Origin of the sequence: Neobacillus niacini, from assembly GCF_046591715.1 — a bacterium.
GTDB lineage: Bacteria > Bacillota > Bacilli > Bacillales > Cytobacillaceae > Neobacillus > Neobacillus niacini_L.
Genome location: NZ_JAWVNQ010000001.1, coordinates 1,445,564 through 1,464,372, shown reverse-complemented (window position 1 = coordinate 1,464,372; position 18,809 = coordinate 1,445,564). Strand labels below are relative to the sequence as shown.

9 protein-coding genes are annotated in these 18,809 nt (G+C 34.6%); 1 reads left to right on the top strand and 8 read right to left on the bottom strand.

Annotated features, from left to right (window positions below; genetic code table 11):
• Nucleotides 1–45: 45 nt before the first annotated feature.
• From SFC47_RS07140 to SFC47_RS07125, 4 genes are all read right to left on the bottom strand, one after another.
• Entirely contained in the window at nucleotides 46–3,810 is a 3,765-nt protein-coding gene (locus SFC47_RS07140; protein WP_411253543.1) for an AAA domain-containing protein, read from the bottom strand.
• A gap of 240 nt (nucleotides 3,811–4,050) precedes the next feature.
• Nucleotides 4,051–4,368 carry a hypothetical protein gene (locus SFC47_RS07135; RefSeq protein WP_411253542.1) on the bottom strand — a complete coding sequence of 106 codons (318 nt, stop codon included), beginning with the start codon at nucleotides 4,366–4,368 and terminating at the stop codon, nucleotides 4,051–4,053.
• Nucleotides 4,369–4,594: 226 nt separating this feature from the next.
• The gene (locus SFC47_RS07130; protein ID WP_411253541.1) at nucleotides 4,595–7,018 is read right to left on the bottom strand and encodes a DEAD/DEAH box helicase family protein; all 2,424 of its coding nucleotides are present in this window, start codon (nucleotides 7,016–7,018) and stop codon (nucleotides 4,595–4,597) included.
• A complete protein-coding gene (locus SFC47_RS07125) occupies nucleotides 7,011–7,337 on the bottom strand; it encodes a phosphoribosyl-ATP pyrophosphohydrolase (RefSeq protein ID WP_411253540.1) in 327 nt (108 codons plus the stop codon). Before SFC47_RS07125 ends, SFC47_RS07130 begins: the two co-directional genes overlap by 8 nt.
• 800 nt (nucleotides 7,338–8,137) lie before the next feature.
• On the opposite strand from SFC47_RS07125, the gene SFC47_RS07120 reads away from it, so the two are divergent.
• A complete protein-coding gene (locus SFC47_RS07120) occupies nucleotides 8,138–9,340 on the top strand; it encodes an MvaI/BcnI family restriction endonuclease (protein ID WP_411253539.1) in 1,203 nt (400 codons plus the stop codon).
• A gap of 32 nt (nucleotides 9,341–9,372) precedes the next feature.
• Here the strand turns inward: SFC47_RS07120 and SFC47_RS07115 are convergent, their stop codons facing one another.
• From SFC47_RS07115 to SFC47_RS07100, 4 genes are all read right to left on the bottom strand, one after another.
• Entirely contained in the window at nucleotides 9,373–10,734 is a 1,362-nt protein-coding gene (locus tag SFC47_RS07115) for a DNA cytosine methyltransferase (protein WP_411253538.1), read from the bottom strand.
• An 830-nt stretch (nucleotides 10,735–11,564) separates the two neighbouring features.
• Nucleotides 11,565–14,255 carry a hypothetical protein gene (locus tag SFC47_RS07110; protein WP_411253537.1) on the bottom strand — a complete coding sequence of 897 codons (2,691 nt, stop codon included), beginning with the start codon at nucleotides 14,253–14,255 and terminating at the stop codon, nucleotides 11,565–11,567.
• A complete protein-coding gene (locus tag SFC47_RS07105) occupies nucleotides 14,252–17,446 on the bottom strand; it encodes a UvrD-helicase domain-containing protein (RefSeq protein WP_411253536.1) in 3,195 nt (1,064 codons plus the stop codon). The genes SFC47_RS07110 and SFC47_RS07105 overlap by 4 nt, the downstream gene beginning before the upstream one ends.
• An 817-nt stretch (nucleotides 17,447–18,263) precedes the next feature.
• Nucleotides 18,264–18,734, bottom strand: coding sequence for a hypothetical protein (locus SFC47_RS07100; RefSeq protein WP_411253535.1), 471 nt, complete (start codon nucleotides 18,732–18,734; stop codon nucleotides 18,264–18,266).
• Between the last annotated feature and the right edge of the window lie 75 nt (nucleotides 18,735–18,809).

Below are 18,809 nucleotides of genomic sequence, written 5' to 3'. Positions count from 1 at the left end.
GGCGAACAGAAAATATAACTTCTCACAATTAACTTCGCTTTTATATTATTTAAGAACCACTTTATCTCGAACATCTTGACTCTTTAATAATGCTTTAATTTTCTGATCGATCCTTTCTACCTCAGCAGATGAGTTCTTCCACCAATTTCGACTCCATATTCGTTCAATGGTCCATCCTCTACTTTCAAGGAATCGTTGGCGGTAAACATCTCTTTCCTTTGCATTTGCAGAACTATGATACATAGCTCCATCACATTCTATTCCCAAGATGTATCTGGAAGAGTCCTTTGGATGAAAAACAGCTAAGTCAATTCGATAACCTGACATTCCTACTTGGGTCGCAACGTCATATCCTAAATTTTTTAATTGATTATACACCTGTTCCTCAAAAGGAGAATCAAAATGTAATTCTAAATCTTGAACATGTGTAGAAACATTTTCATTTACCTCTTGAATAACTGCCTTAATCTGGTCAACTAGTGAATTTGATACAGCTTTAACATATTTTAAATAGGCTTTAAGTAATTTGGGTCCCATTTGGGCGGTGTTTGCAACATTAAGTTCTTCGGGTTCAATACTTGATACCACAATGATTCCCTCTTTTGCCCTTGTAACAGCAACATTTAACCGGTTTTCTCCACCCTTTTGATTTAACATGCCAAACCGGTTATAGACCTTACCTTCCTCATTTTTGGCATAACCGATGGAGAAAAGAATTATATCTCGTTCATCACCTTGAACATTCTCGATATTTTTTATAAAAACTCTCTCATCCAGCTCTTTTGCCATAACCTGATTATAAACTGAGTTGAATTCCGGATCCTCCGTTAATTTTTTATCGATCACATCCTGTATTTTCGTTTGTTGCTTCGCATTAAAGGTTATGATGCCAACGGATTTTCCAGGCTGCTTTATTAATAGATCTTTTAATATTTTCACGACCTCAAGGGCTTCTACTTCATTGGATTGATTAATCCAAATTCCCTCCACTTTTTTCCATATAATCGCTGGCGGATTTTTATAAGGAACAACATTAGGTGCTATTTGAACATGCCCATTATAAAAGGCATGATTTGAATAATTGATTAACTCTTCATATTTTGAACGATAATGCCATTGCAGCAGTCTCTCCGGGAATCTTCTCTTAGCTAAGTTTAATAAGCTAAGTGAATCATCTGTATCATATTGTTCTTCCTCCTCATCATCGGATACCATGGAAGATTGGAACATATTAAAAGGTGGTAGCTGCTTTTCATCTCCAGCGATGATAACCTGTTTCGCACGATAAACCGCCGGAATGCCACTTTCTACTGTACATTGGGAGGCTTCATCGAAAATGACGATGTCAAATATCCCTTCCTTTAATGGAAAAATAGATGAAACAATTTCCGGGGATGCCAACCAAACAGGCATGATATCTACTAGTCCATTACCGGCAAAATGATTGACTAATTTTCGAAGCGACCAAACCTGTCTCTTCTTACCAACCTGATGCTTTAACTCCCTGATACCTTTTGGATGGATGGATTGAGCTGATTCTACTTTTTTTGTTAGTTTATTTATTAAAAAATGTGTGGCAATCTTTCTCTTCTCTTCAACTAGTGCTGCGAAAGATTCTCTTATCCTTGACAATTCATTGGTTGAAACTTTTTGCACCTCTGGGTATTTCTTTTCTGTCTGGTCAATCCATTGAACATACGCAGAATTTCTAAATAATTCAACCCAATTTTCAGAAAGTGTTAATTCATTCGTTGTTTTTTTATTTTGTAGTAAAAGAATGACCTTTTTCTCTAGGTCAGAACAATGATTCCAATAGACATCCATTTGCTGTAAATCTTCGAAATCCCGATGGAAATATTCCACAATTTTATCTAATTCATTTAAAGGGATATCCCCTTCAGAGATTCTAATTTTATAACCCTCAATAGTTGAATCACTTATATATTTTTTAAGCTTGTCCATTTCTTCAGCCATTGTTTTTGTAACTTTACCTAATTGATTCATCATTATGAGAGATTTTTTTATTTTCAACCATTCCGGCGAACTCGTGCCTTTAAACTTTTGCCCTTCCAATAATTCTTCTATAATCGTCTTACCGGAAAATGAGGTCCACCACCATAGTCTAAGACCTTGTAGTGTTTTTTTAGTACCCTCTTCTATATCTGGATAAATTTTATCGAGTTTATTTTCAATTAACCACGTATAGGCTGGAGTAATTTTTTCATGATCTAATGAATCCAGGTACTCAACTGACTTTTTTGCCTTCTCAATGATTTCGTTCAGCAATTCTATCGCTTCTAGTTTCTCCTTCATATTAAAATTCGCAAATGTTTTTCTTTCTTTTAAGGGGTAGTCATCATCTCCGTACCGTTCAAACCATTCAGCATAGGTATAGGCTTTTTCTGAGACATCTTCTAAAACATCTTTATTTAATGCTGATAATAATTCGGTTAAATCAATTATTTGGTTGGTATTTTCAATGGGTTTTGCTAATCCATACAGATCGTAAAGCCTTAATCCAAAGTCCTGATACACATATAAAGCATTTGCAATTTTATTTAATAAATCTTCCTGAGAGGATAATTTCTTGGAAGTGGAAGCTAAATCTTTTATTGCGGTTTCATATGCAACTTGATTTTGTTCAAGAAGGGCACCAATTTTTGCATAGAGCTTTTTTCGATCATTTTTTTCATCATGGACTAGTGCAACATGATTACTTAATCCCACACTTTCTAATCGTTGATAGACCACATCCAAAGCAGCTCGTTTTTGACATACGACTAATACTTTCTTTTCTTGATTAATTGCATCGGATACTAAGTTAACAATTACTTGAGACTTCCCTGTACCCGGTGGCCCATGGACAACAATACCTTTTTTATAGCGTGCCTCAACCAAAATCTCCTCTTGAGAGCCATCGGCTTGTAAGAGATTCAATATCTCGGGTTTTTCCGGTATCTTGTCTTTTTCGTTTTCAACTTGTTCTCCATCTTTATCAAGATCATGATCTTGTGGGTCTATGAGTTCTCCTGCGAGAGACAAATCACTTTCTTCTGAAAGTTCAATTAGTTCCTCATAATCTTTTACTAATGAGGACCCCCCTTGAGGGAAGTTCCCGATAATGGCATTTTCCAATAAAGTTAGATTCGCTACTTCAGGAACTTCATCTGATTTATATTCACGTAATTTCGTTATACCACTTGGAATAAACGAAACATTCATTTCATTTTCCTTCAAAAAGGATAGCCATGCTTCATAATTGAAATTCGTTGAAATTTCAGCGGCTTTTTCAAAAAATTCTTCAGCAAACGTCAAGTTATTTAACTTTTTAAATGCTAAAAACAAAGTACGATTAATCTGTGGACTGCCTTCATCCAGTTTTAGCACCCATTTTTGTGAATTCACATTGTTTCTTTCTAGTCTTATCGGAAATAAAAATAACGGAGCTTGAAAAAACGTACCGTCATAAAGTTTCCCTGATAAAAAAGGAAAACCTAAATAAAAATCGTGGATTCCTGTTTCTTCTTCAATTGCTTTTATATTTCTGTACAAGTCAGTAAGCTTTTTAGAAATGATCATGGATTTTTCATTCGTAATTGTGGGCTTTAGTAGAGTAATTTCATTTTTAGACTGATTAATAATTTGCTCCACAACAAGTGAACTTACTTTCTCCTTTGATAACATTGCTAGGGTATCCAATTCCGTTACATCAAAGCTCCACTTATTATAAAGTTTCAATAATCGGATAGAACGATTACGCTTACTAATATCATTAAGTTTATCCCTCATATGTATTAACTTATCTTTCAATTAAAAGACCTCTTTCCATTTTTCCAATATCCACCACTATCCAGTATATCTCTTAATTCATGCTTTTTCATTATCCAGCTTAAGGTAATGGTTAATTTTAATAATGTTTCTCCAAAGTAATACCCGAGATTGCTAAGAGCCCTATAGATTCTCTACAGGGCTTAGGATTTATTAAGTTTATTCTTATATTTATTATTAGTTTTTAATTTTCAATATATGTAGTCGAAAATTAATGTTTGTTTACATTACTTCAAGATGTATCGAGTTTAGAGATGATACAACTTCGTCTAATTTATCACAGACATCTGAAATAGAATTATATAAGCCAGATCCTTTTATTTCTTCTACACTTTCATTAATTTGATATAACTTATCATGAATATCTGATATAGAATTATAAATACCAGTTCCTTTAATATCATCAAGATTATCATTTAAATCCGTTATTGTATTATATCCTTTTAACTCATTAATGGAATCATTTAGATTACTAATGTTACTGGACATATCCTGAATTCCATCTCTAATTTCTTGTAATATAGTTATTAATTCTTCCATTTAATTCACCTCTAATATTTATTTTTTTAAATAATCATACCTATATTGTCCCATAATTATCATAATATGATAAATCAGATTATTATCAAGCATCCTGAATTACATATTAGCTGATAAAATAAACACATCTATGCCGTTTTCAATCGAGCCATAGAGTGAATTAACTCAAAAAAGCCAGTATCTTTGCTATTGATACTGGCTTTTTTGCTTTTAAGGATTTCTCGATTTAGAAATTATTACGATTTGCCTTACGCTCAAAATGATAATGTAACCGGTATTCACATATTTCCTTCGTCCAGTTATACATAATATCCTCATGTTCTGGAGCAACATCGAAGTTTAAGATAAACTCATCATTTTGATATGTAATTAATCCTTTAGAGCTGCCACTCCATTTTGACATTGGCATGGTGGCAATTAGTTTGCTGACACCCTTTTCATCATAATCCCACAGTTTCTTAGCACCTTTATCGGAGAAATCGATTCTTTTGCGATATTCCTTTTCGATTAGATATCGATGAAAAAATGGTGCTGCTATATTAGATGAAATTGGCTTGTACCATTCCGATTTTCCACGTTCCAACATGGCTAATAAGACTACCATCTTATAACTTTTTGTCATACTGGTTTTCTCTTCTTCAACAAACCAGTTTGCGTACCTTTTGAAAACATCCGTTTCCTCAATTGTTAATTCCTCAGCCCATTTTAAAAATCCGATATAAGAACCAAATTCCTGTCTATATTGCGGTGACTCAGATGCCCCCTTTAAATGCAGCTCCAAATAAGAGGGTCTTCTTCCTATGTCTCGTTTTAATACCATATAATCATTAAATAGCTTCTCTTTTCTCGGCTGTCTTTTTCTGAGCATTTCCTGCAAAAGATTTATGACATTTACATCTAAATTCATTTCACAAAACTTCGGCAGTGCAGGATTAATATTTCTACTATTCCCTTCACCTGGATGGGTATCAAATAAACTTAGCTTAATATCGGCATTTCGGTAATTTCCAATTAAATCGATGATCACACATGTTTGTTTATTATCATGTAATCTAAGTCCACGACCAATTTGTTGTGTAAACACTGTCAGGGATTCGGTTGGACGTACAAATATTAATGTGTCAACGGCCGGGATATCAACACCTTCATTAAATAGGTCCACAGTAAAGATGATATCAATCTCACCTTTTGAAAGCTGAGAAATTGCTGCAGACCTGTTGACTCCTGATTGAGAATGTAGACTAACAGTATTATAACCATGTGTATTGAAATAACGGGATAAAAAGTCTGCTTGTTTAATTGAAGAACAAAAGCCTAGTGTCCTTGTCTGTTTTTTATCTTCCCATGCTTGAAGGACCTTTTGTGCCAAATCTTCTCTTAGCTGCGCTTGTAGCAATTCCTCTTCCGCATAACGGTTGCCCAACCAAGTAATTTGACTATAATCGGTATCATCGTACACTCCAAAATACTTAAACGGTGCTAACCATTTCCGATTAATAGCCTCTAAGAAATCTAATCGAAAGGCTACATTCCCATCACAAATAGCATAAACATCCTTGTTATCATTCCGATCGGGTGTAGCCGTAATTCCTAATAAAAAGCGCGGTTGAAAATAATCCAATGCCCGCTGGTAGGAATCCGCTGCAGCATGATGGAATTCATCCACAATAATTAAATCAAATTCATCCGCTCTAAACCGCTCAAGATGCTTCTTAATACTCAATGTATAGATTGAAGCAAATATCGCATCTGCTCCACCTTCTTTTATCTTGCCATTGTATATGCCATACTGCTTTTCAGGCATAATTCTTTTAAAAGAATCTCTTGCTTGATAGAGAATTTCCTCACGATGAGCAATAAAGAGAATCTTTTTGAAGTTTTGTGCAAAGAATCCAGCCAAATAGGTTTTTCCCAATCCAGTAGCCATAACAACCAAAGCTTTATTGTATTCTTCTTCTAATGTCTTATTTAACTCTTCAAGTGCTTCAATTTGCGCAAAACGAGGCAGTATCTCTCCATAAGAAGCCGGGGTTTCTAATACAACTTCAGGCATTTCAGGACTATTCTTTTTTGCAGGAAGCATTAATTCTTGTTCCTCAAGTTCCGTCCATTTTCGAACTAGATTTGGATGTTTAAGATGATACTCATCATAATTAGTTCGGTATTCCTCAAGGGTTTCTTTATTTAATGGTACGGTTTGATCACAATAGAAAACATCAAGAAACTCCTTTAGTGCTTCATCAAAAACTTCTTTTTCATCGCTCACAGAAATATTCCATTCGATGCCTTGATTCAAAGCAGAATTTGAAAGATTGGAAGAACCGATAAAAAGAACATCATGTTCATTCGTTTGAAATAGATATGCTTTGGGATGAAAGGAAACACCATTACTTTTCCATAGCCGGATGCTGATACGTTCATCAATTGAAAGCAGTTCTTCAAGAGCCTCTGGCTGCGTAATGTACAAATAATCACCTGTACAAATCTTAATATCCGCGCCATTTTGGGAAGCTTTCTTCAAGGCCTCTTTAATAAACTTGACGCCAGATTTCATTACAAAGGAAGACAAAATACAGACTGTATCTGCCTCTTTTATATTGTCATTTAAATGTGACCCTAGGTCACTTGTAATCAGTTGTACCTCACTCATCCTCAACCTCGATTAAAAAGATTTTATCTTTAAATCCACCGCGCTTCTCTGCCTTTTCCTTCCGAACCTGTTCCACTTGATCAATGTTCGCTCCATGACATTCAGCAAGAGCATGGATAATTTCCAAAAGGTCAGCTAACTCTTCAACTGCATCTTTATCATTTTCTGTATCTATGTATTCATTAAGCTCCTCAAAGCTTTTTGTTTTTAGTTCTTTTATGTATTCTTCATTCTCTAAAATTCTTGTAGTGAATTTTTTCCCTGTCTTTTCAATTACCTCAGGTATACGATCTCTTACTAATTTGTTATAAACAGGCATATATATTACCTCCAATATTGATCTTACCTACATTATAACGAATCATGTTATCATTTACATTCTTTGGAGTGGGTTTCTTAATTTTACAAGAATATTATAAATAAGCTTCAAATTGACTCAAGTTAGTAAATTTATCATGCAGATGATACATAATTTTGAAGATGACATTTTTTCAGTTGGTTCATATAACAATTAAATTTGAACATACCTTTATAGAATACAAAGAATCCCCTATCCACTAATGATTTTGAGCTTACCCGTAAATGTTAGACACAAATCTTACATTTACGGTGGTTTTTATTCTAAAAATAGTCAGCTGCTTACAAAATTCCCGATACAAGTTGCCCCAAAAAGTTTAACTGGTGGGACTTTGAATCCCCTTTTCTCAAGCTGCAAGTTCCCTCATTGAGTAGTTTTTTCTAGAGGTTAGTGAAAAATAGTTTTGTAAAAATTAAAAACAGAGTATTCAGACACATGTCCAGTGCAAACATTTGCAATTATAAAATGAAATTGGTTCTGAATCAAACAACCTTTTTAAGTGTCTTTTTATCCGGAATAAAGGTAGTTTTGCATTTAGCCCTTAAAATTATATGCTTTGAAGAGGCTCCATTCTTTCAAGCAATCCCAATAAATACTTTATGTCGTTTGAATATGTGTATGCAATAACTAGTTTAGTATTTATAAACGTTAAATATTTACATTATTTACATGATAAAAAACATAGGTATAATTGACTAACCTTTGCTATTATAATTAATAGACCTTCCAGGGTTTACCATTTTATTAGGAGAGGATTTTAAGTGAATGTAATTTTTCTACCGGATAAGATCGAAAACAGCCTCATTGAAATAATACAAAAATATTGTAGAAATGAATTTGCTCTTATTCGTATGACAGAAACAATGCTTAACAAAAGTATTATCGATGCTTCCGAAGAATTCCGGGGTATTGTACGCGAAACAATAGTAGACTACAGGACAATTGATAAGGGCAAAGAATTCAAACAGTTACGTCCATCTGTTGTAATATCACAATTTGGTATTCAAGAAAACCAAACAAGCTTTTACAGGCCAGAAACTAAAGATGGCGATCCTCGATTTTGGGTTTACAAGTTAAAAGGCTTTGTAAATCCTCTTGAACTAGTATATTTTACTGTTCATGAATTTCGTTTAATTGCGATACCTTTGATTGATTATCCTGAATTTGAAGAAAATATCATCTCTTTCTTCGGAGCTAATGAAGAAGAGGAAGAAATTGTGAAAGAATTTAAAGAGAAAATCAGTGTGGTTAAAAATAAAGGTTGGGTACTAAGTGTTTCACCAAACAAGCTCAATGACAAAGATATTGGTGACACTCTAGAACACGAATTGGGAATTAAACTAAATAACTTACCTTTGCCGGACTTCAAGGGAGTAATAGAAGTAAAAGGAAAGACACTTGGTTCCGGAACAAAAGATTCATTATTTAGTATGGTACCCGATTGGAAAATTAGCCCGACAACAAGTGCAAATGACATGGCTTTAAATTATGGTTATTCTGATAATGAATATTCAGGATATAATGCCTTATTTGTTACGGTAGGGATTAAACCAAACCCTCAAGGACTTTATTTAGAAGTTGATGATGAAAATGAAATGGTGATCCAAAAATGCAAAAAAAATGGGGAAATAACGGAAACCTGCTATTGGAAGTTTGAGGATATTAAGAATAAGTTATTTGACAAACATCCAAAAACAATGTGGATTGTAGCTGATAAAATGTTTATTAACAAGCAAATTCATTTTAATTATATTAAGGTTCAATATACACGTGACCCTATTTTTTCTCAGTTCATTTCATTGTTAAAACAAGGAGTAATCACTTTTGATTGGCGTAGAAGGGCAAAAACTGATCCAGACGCTCCAAGTATAAAAAAATCTAAGATGGATTATGGGCACGGGTTTAGAATGGATCCTTCCAAACGGCATCTATTATTCGGTGAAACAATTGATCTAGAATTGTAATACTCTTAAAGGAGCACACCCATTATTGTACTTTAATGTACTGGGTGTGCTTGTTCAATGGAAACAACTTCTTTGATTTTAAGTGCAACAGCCTTAGCTAAAAGGGGAGGAACAGCATTTCCTACTTGTGTATATTGTGGAACCTCAATTTTCCTTCTTTGCCCACCAGTTGTCCTCTTCCCAAGAAAGACAAACGAGTCATCGAAGGACTGCAGGCGAGCCATCTCTCTCACTGATGGAATTCGATTTTCGAAAGGTACAAGATAGTCATCGGGAAGTGTTACTACTGTTGGAGACACTTTATCTCTTGAATATCTGAACCTGTTATTTTTTTTAGTTAATAAGACATCAATCATTTCTTTGTAAGGTCGTCCTTCTTGAAAACGAGTTATTATCTCTTCCCTACTATAACAATTACTTAGTTTTCTAGTGCATTCATCAAGTAAGTGGGGATATTTTTTTAGATTTAGACCCTCGCTCATTATCCTAAATAAAACCGAAGTAACATTTTCACCTTCCCTATATAGTGAAAACCGTTCCTGAATGATTGGAGAGTGGTTTGATAACTCGTGATTATTTACAGTTCCGTCATGTGGTACAACTTGCCCATGAAATGTTCTTGTTCTACCAGCAATGGAATCCATTTGATATTTAGATGGTTTCAGATTCACCTGCATTTTAATTGTATCATCGGTTATTAGGTCGCCTATAGCATCTTGGACTGTAACTTTATCTACATCATTAAGAGTGAAAGGGTCTGGATAACTAGGTGCAGATTGGCCATCACGATATGCAATAAAAATAACCCTTCTCCTACGCTGAGGAACGCCAAAATCAGAAGCATCCAAAACCCTTGGTTGTATTACATGGTATCCAATCTCTGTAAGTTCATGTTCAAGAAGTTCAGGAACTAAACTATCATCTTGGTACTCAATCCCAGTCACTCCAATAAATCCATCTAAACGAGTAGTTAAAAACCCTTCTACATTCTCCATTACCACATATTTTGGCCTAATTTCACTAATTACTCTTAAATACTCTTTAAATAACATATTTCTAGGGTCATTTTTATCACGACGGCCAGCTAAACTAAATCCCTGACATGGCGGTCCACCGAAAATAGCATCAATATCTGCTATTTGTCTGTTTCTGAAAACTTGAAGATTTCGTATAGCTTCTAATATAAACTCTCCATTAAGTTCTCTTATATCTGCTCTATGAAAAAAAGTATTAACCCCTTGATGTAAACCCAATTGCTCATGTCGATTGGTGTATGTTTTTTCAACATCAACGTTAATATCACTTGAAAAAACAATGTGAAAACCTGCTTGAAGTAATCCCTCACTCATCCCTCCTGCACCACAAAATAAATCTATTGCTATTGGTTTAGTCATTACTACACCTCCAACTGAGAATATTGCTGCGTAAATTACTGCGAAAAGATATATTATAACTCAATTTCAAAGAAAAATCATAAAAAGTCCAGATTTTTAAAAAAACAAATAAAATCTAACAGGTAAGTTTTGACAAGCATTCCTTTACAAAACTTAATGTTATATGACATCAAGGGTTCAGCTATATTTATATTATATAGCGAACGTAAGTTCTTGTAAAGTAAACAGTAATTATTTTGTCAGATAACAAATAAACCTAACAAGAATTGTAATTCTAGATAATAAGTTAGCTTTCTTCCCGATTCCATACTATATTTTTGCTTTGCAGTAGTGTTTTATTATATCTTATAGTTTTTTCGGGTAACATCTTTAATGATGGTGTATTGTATTTTGCAGAAAAAAAGGCAATAACTGTGCATGGTTCTTGCAGAGTTTTGCCACCTAATCTATATTACATTACGACCTACCCTCTGTTACTGGGGTTGAAAACCTATAATTCTTCCATTGAACGTTAATACAAGTGCGTGTTGATCAATGATCTACTAACACAACTGTGTTAGCCTAAAGTCAATAAAGCTGAATGAGGTAATGATTAAGCTCTTTTGTTCATTCCAATTGACAATCAATTAAAACAATACAATTTTTCGAACATTTTACTAAATATATTTAACAGATGAAACCAATCGATTTCATATTTTTTCCTTATTTAGAAGCTCAGATGTACTGCCTTTATTTTTATATTTAGGAATCTATTAGAGAAAACTCAGAATTCTTTAAGTACCACCGTTTTTATCATATTAATCTTTGTCGATTTCAACCAATGTTCAAATTTAATCATCTTCAAAATCCAGACTATAGATTGCATCCCGACAAATGGAAGCATACGGGCAGTACTTACAGTGTTTTCCAGGACATGCCTCATGAAGTGCAACATCCTTAATTGGAATTACATTATCTTTTCCTTTATCTGCATACCCCGTAGGCAACAGGTTTAAATAGGTCATTCCAGCACTGTAGCTTTTTTCATCATATGAAATTCTATATTTACTAATTGTCGGCTTAGCAAATTTTGATGTTGTAATATAATCAAAAAGAAAATCCTTTTTCATGTTATTCCATTGTGGAAACCATTTGTCAATTCTAGGTCGGAACTCTTCGGGTTCAAATTTATTTTTTTTTCCTTTTTCCATCCGGTTCATAACTGTCACAAACTTGGTGTATAAGAAACCATGATGGAAATCAGAATGATACATGGTTTGTTCATTCAAAATAAAGCTAAATGCTGCTCTTTTCGGGCATACCTGCGCCTCACGTACCATAGGATCTGTCCAGTCCAAACTTTCCAATTCTACACTGTCAGGCCCATTAATCGACAATTCCTCAGTATGAAATGGTTCCCTTTCGACGGATAGCGTTTTAAAACCTATCAATTTTAGGTATAAAGCTAATTGAAGCCGTGATTCTTTCCCCAAATTCTCCGTAAAAGAGATTCGAATATCATCTGCCGAATGGAAAAGGACATACAGCAGGTATCTTGTAATGGAATTACTTTTTTGCTTTCTCTCAGTGAGTAATGTCAATTCAGGAAATGATTTCTCAAGGTAAGAAAGTAAACCACTTGAAATTGGCCAAATATTGTAGTCCTGAGAAATAGGCAATGCCTTTTGGTCCGCAAAAGCTAAATGAAAATTTCTGTTTGAGCGGAATGGAGCTGCGTCTGCACTATCAAATGAATATACTTTTTCCCCAAAGTTTTCCTCTCCGGCAAGTTCTTCCAATGTGCCCTTCAGATAAAACAAGAGGCCTTTCGAAATATCCTTCAGTGAGAATTCGAGTTCAGTATCCTTAATATTATTTATATCTGCAATAATTTTACGGACAATTTCTTTCTCTTCACCTTCAAAGGAATTTTCTGCATTTTTTAATACCAGTCTTTCAATCTCCTGAAGGTGGACTGTCATATTTACCTTTTTCTTTTCAAAATCACTAAACAAGGCAGAGTGAATATTGTAAAGCGCTTCGATACCTGATTTAATCTTAATAAGATCTTCAGTTTCAACAGAAAAATATGAAAGGAGTCTCATAGGAAAGGAATGAAACCTATGAATACGATCGGATAACGACTTTGAATTTTTTTTCAAAACCTCTTCTTCCCAAGATGCCTTTTCATTTTCCAGTGACTCTATTCTTTTAAACCATTGATCAAAAGTATTAACACCTTCACAGTATGGCAAAATTCTTTCCAATGATTTTACATAGTTCCTCATATCTTCGCCTTTTACAAAAAGACATCCAGAGGAAAAGCAGTCAAGCAAAATCTCTGATGTAATATTCTCTGCAAACGTGACTTTACCGGTTTCAACATTATTATTTTGACTTTTAATCTGATGTAATCTGTATAAAAAGCGGCCAACAGGATAGTCAGTGAGCTTCTTCCTGTTTTTTGGAAACGGTACAAATTCATTTGCAATAAGTTGTTCTTCAACCTGTTTCGCCCTTGGTGTAATTAGTTGATATCCCATACCCTGGGTACCGTTTTTATCATCCCTAAGCCTAGCTTTTTCGCTTTGAATAAAATGTGGTAGATCAACATATCTATCAGCTACACTATCTATCGATATGCTTGATCCCCCTTCAAGACTCTCAATAAGCTTAACAGCAAGGGGATGAATAGGAACATCGTCATCTGTTGAACGGAGTGTCTCAAACACACCAATACCGAGGAAATCCTTAACTGTTTCAAACGTATTTGGAAACCTCTCATCATACGTATTAAGGAAAATTAATTCATAATCCTTTTCCAATTCATTAAAGACCCGTTGCTGAATAGGGGTGATGAAGTAAAACCCATGGAGGATTAGACTTTTTTTCTCTAAAGATGAAGTAATAGACTGCTGAACACTATCAAGAGGTATATTACTTGTTGTTCTATGAATGGTTCCCTGTGCATCCTTTTTGTCTAGAAGTGCCTCACTCCATCTTCTTAGGGCATCCTTTAACAGTTCATCAGCCTGTTTATCTGCATTCAAAAAACTATGCAGCCCTGAAGAGTCACGGGTCAACAGATTGAACATCTTCTTCCAAATTTGAAGAAACAATATTTCAGAAGAGCTATCTCTTATTACATCAAGTGAAATGTGATAAGGTTTTATTCCTAACTCCGTCAGCACCCTTAGGGTTTGAAGTATCTGCAATTGATTTCGTTCCATCGCCTGTAACTTAAGCCTGTTTTTGCCACTATCGGCATTCCATAAATCTGCCAAAACGTCAGAAAGGAAAAGAAATTGCCTAAGCTGAGCTTTGGAAGAGGACCATCGAGGTCCGGCAAGTTCTGTAAATAATTCTCTAAAAGTAATAATTGGGGCACTAAACCACCTTGAAACCGCAAGGGATTCCCCAAGGCCAGATTTGAGACTGCTAGTGGCTGCAATATGAAGGCAATCTCCATACTCTTGTTGGAATAGTGAGTCTGATCTGAACAATTGCGAAGGAGCCTGATAGGTTAGTATTTTTCTAGTCATACCGTTTCACCCCTCCCTAGCCTGATTAGATCGGACCAGTTTCTTCTTTCATTTTTTCTCGAGTTAGACTTATTATATATAACCACTAAACGATTTTTAGCACGTGTCAAAGCGACATATAAGAGTCTCGCCTCTTCACGGATATTTTCAATATTCTCATTTTCCTTTAATTTGATATACAATGGTGATTTAACTGATGTTTCCTCATCGTCAGACCCTTCTATCTTCCAACCGGCTTTCACCTTGTCTTTTTCTTTTGTTACAATCATATCCTTTTTTGTTTTCTTTTCAAATTTTTGGTAAGTGAAAGGAATAAATACTGTATCAAATTCAAGCCCTTTAGCTTTATGGACAGTTACGACTTTTATTAATTTATTATAGTTTGTGATATCTACTTGCATCTCTTCCTCTTCTCGATTACTTGCGACCTGTTGCCGTAGCCAGTCTCTAAGGCGCTGGATACTTGTGATACCTGATCCCACTTCTTCCGTCGCAAGCTCAAGAATGCGATACAGATTAAGACGATACTTCTCAATTTCATGAAGTTGGATATTTTGGGCCGCAAGAACCTTCTCAAACGGATTATTTGCAATAAATTGATAAATTGCATGAAGTGGTGGTTTAACCCGTAATGCAGCAAGTGTTTCATTAAAACCATCGACTTCGTCAAATGAGTGGTTAGTACGAAATTTATCCAGGTTCCCCTCAAATGGAAGAAACTCAACTGGATTAAATGGTTTAGGAGTGAACGGTGTTTGATACAAAGCAAAATATGATTCAGGGTCCCTTTCATAATTGAAAGCAGTTAACAGTATTAACAAATCTCGGGCGGCAGTGGTAGAGAATAGATTTCCTCCAGTCACTACATCATACACAATATCCTTGTCCAAACCGGTCCTCATCGCCTCAAGTATATCTCTTATCTGCCTTGCTTGATAATTCGTACGGACTAGAATCGCTAATACGGTAGGTTTATTCTCTTTCTCGTCTTCCTTATCTATTTTCAGCGAATGGTAAAGGTTCCTTATTTTCGATGTATAGTCATAATCCCTTGTATTATAAACAGCTTCAAAATGATATGGTTGTTTATATTTAGAATAGTGGACAGTGGGTTCAAGGCGATTATTACAATCAACGAGTTCTTTTGGAAGTATTTGATCAGGGTCATTTCTCCAAATATCAAACATATCCTCAATTGCATCCAATATCTCGTCGTTTGTGCGGTAGTTCTTTTTCAACCGATAATCACGGTCAATATTTTTTACTCCAAGTTGTTTGCTCAGTACATCAAAAGCAGTATAATTTGCTCCCCTAAAACGATATATAGATTGCTTAATATCACCCACAACAAACAGTTGAGCAGCTTCTATTAGATTAATAAGTGTTATTACCAGGTTTATCTGTATATCATCGGTATCTTGAAACTCATCAACAAATAGATACTTAAAAGGCTTACTGAGTTGCTTTATATTAATAATTTCTTGTATTTCACTAATTTTTTGTGTCAAATCATTTACCGTAAATACATTCTGCCTTAGTTTTAAATCGTTGAATTTTTGTTCACAATTTGACAGCACCTGTTTTACCATTGTGAAATATCTTTGTGCCAACTTATCTTCTGGTGTTTTCCCCCATTCAATACGATCCTGAATATCATGAGGGATTCCCTTTTTTTCTAATTGATTCCAAAACTCGTCGATTATTTCACGCCATTCATATTCACGGATTTCACCTAGTGCTTTAAAACTTAAACCCTTTTTAGAGACGAACTCATTAAGCTCTTCATCAATAATCTTCCTACGATCAACAGTAAGAGTGCGAATGGAGAAGTCATTACCCAAACCAAGGTCAGCACTAAAATCCTTAATTACCGTTTTGGCAAAGGATGGGATGGTCATAATTCGAACTGAAGTAACTTCCTCACTCCATTTGATGTATCGAATATTGCTTGTTATTTCATAAAATTGGTACAACCGTTTCAATAACTTTGTTTTGATATTATCTGCAGCTTCATTTGTAAATGTTATCATTACAACATTTTCCAATTTGGTAAGTTTTTTTGTATGAAGAAGATAAATCAATCTTGAAATCATAGTTTCTGTTTTTCCACTGCCGGCTCCGGCTTCGACAATTAAATGCTTTTTCGTTGGGGCATGCTCTGTTTTATATTGTTCAAAATTAAATGTTGTATTATCACCAATGTCCTGCAATGTATCCCCTTGTGATTTACTGTATCGTCCATCGTATATTTGCAACCGACAGATGTTTGCCCCTAGCCACTCGTGTAAGCGTAAATTTTCAAGAAGTTCGCCAAATAAATCAGTTGGCAAATCGCGTTTCACTGTCGGATAGGGTGATACCCATTCTACTCTTACCCCTCGTTGAAGGAGGATTCTGATCATGTCCAAATCGTCTAATATATTCTTTTCTCCGACATAAATATAAGAGTGATCAATGTCATCATAATCGTGTTTTTCCCTAGAATCACCATTCTCTTTTATAACCGGTTTCGGTAATATATACGAATCCCTTTCAACATGTCTTGCAACATTTGAAACATCTAGTAATTTATGATATACGATCCTAACATCGTAATCGCTATAAACAAAAAATTCATCCCGCTGTGTACCAATGTTGACAGGTTTACTATCTATTCCTTTAAGCGGCATGTAATAATCGGGATAACCGAGAATGATCCTTCGTCTTGCAGCTTGCTTCTCTTTCCACTTGGTTTGACTGTCATCTCCTTCAAACAGTTGCAATCCCAACTTTTTATCCCCTAATGTAACAACAAGATCCTGTTTTGCTTCAATGTCGTATGCGTAGGATAATTGTACATGGTCAAAATAGTCACTCTCTTTTAGCTTAAAATAGAAGTGCAAATCACGAACCAGTGACTGGTAGGCTTTACTTGTCCTATCTATATAGGTATGATAGATAATTCCTTCGGGGAGTACTTTGCTGTAGTAATTTTTCATATATGCACGTACAAATTGTTTTAGAGAAGGTAAATACTTTAAGGCTATAATTAAGTCATAAAAAAATGAAACAAAGTTAGGCATCTGTTCATCTCTTACGCTTGGGTGCCATTTAACGCTTGGGTATATTTTTCTGTATGATTTTTTTATTTTATTTTCTATATTTTGTGATGTTTGTAAAATGCGTATAACGTTTAATTCACGCTGCACCATATTATTTCCCCTTTAGCAAATTAAATCTTACTTTCATTTTACTTTAATATTACTAGTAAGAATAGACTATTAAACTATTTAACAAAAATTACTCATTATGTATAAAGAACTATATTAATAATATTTAAGTACATTAACTTGGGATATTTATAAATAATCCCAAATATTATGGATAATGGATCGTCATTCACCTTGAGCAAAAGCCCACCCGTTAGATTGAAAAAACTATAGATTGTAGAATATTTATTCAACGACAAATACCCTGACCACACTTTAGAATGCAATCGCTCAAACTCTTCAGGCTTTGTTTCTACCCGTAATTAATGTTTAATCGTTTGTCCAAAATGAACCTTACCGTTTTCAGCGACAGTAGTGTGGAAATATTACCCTGCCGCCTTAATCGAGCGGGTTATTGAACTTTTTTTCTGCCAACAAATATTGAATCCAATATTTTTTTGTTAATCGACTTATCAGGACTTTCTTCGTCATTTAAATTACGAATCCACAAATACGAACCAGACCCTGATTTCTTAGGTTAATCATACCGCTTAGGTACCTGTCCTTTATCAAATTTATGTAAGCTGTTTGTTTGGTATTTGTTAACATTTCCTTAGATGTATGTACAGTGTAGGAGACGTATGTACTATCCCCTGCCCTTTGCTTTCAATTCTCTCGATATTAATATTTATACCAACTTTATTATTATACCTACAACAAACGGGGTAGGGGTAGGGTTCTGGTATTTGAACAAACAATAGCCCCTTACTATGAAAGAAAGGGGCTATTAGAATTAGTTTTCTCGACAACATGTAATCTACTACGTTAAGGCTTTAATCTTATTAATTAAAGTTATATTCTTGATCTTCTCTTGAATTAGAACCCTCTCTATTGGACTAAAAAGTCCTATAAATTCTTTCTTGTACAACTGAACTCGTCTTTTTGATTCTGCGTCTCCGTTCATTGCATCATAGCATGCTGTGTACAACTTTATACCAGGAACAGATTCTGCTAAGAACTCACAAGGAACGAGCTCTATTAACTCTTGATCTTTTTCGTAGTAGGAGCTATTCCAGAGCAGCTTGATGAATTGTTGTTCTGTTAACGCATAATTACAGCGGACCCAATCTTCTAGAAGCTTTGATAGAAGCATGTCTCCTTTGTCTTCCATGCTATATTCTAAATTCACATGCATAAATGAAACGAAAAGAGACAAATCTTTAATATCAAGAATGAATTGAGAAAGATAATCAAAGTTTATTTCAAGAAATTCATAAATATAAATATTCAAATCTGTATCCACTAAACGGCTAAGTAGAGTAAAGTCATCGTTTTTAAGTATATCTTTTCCACTTCTTATTTTAAA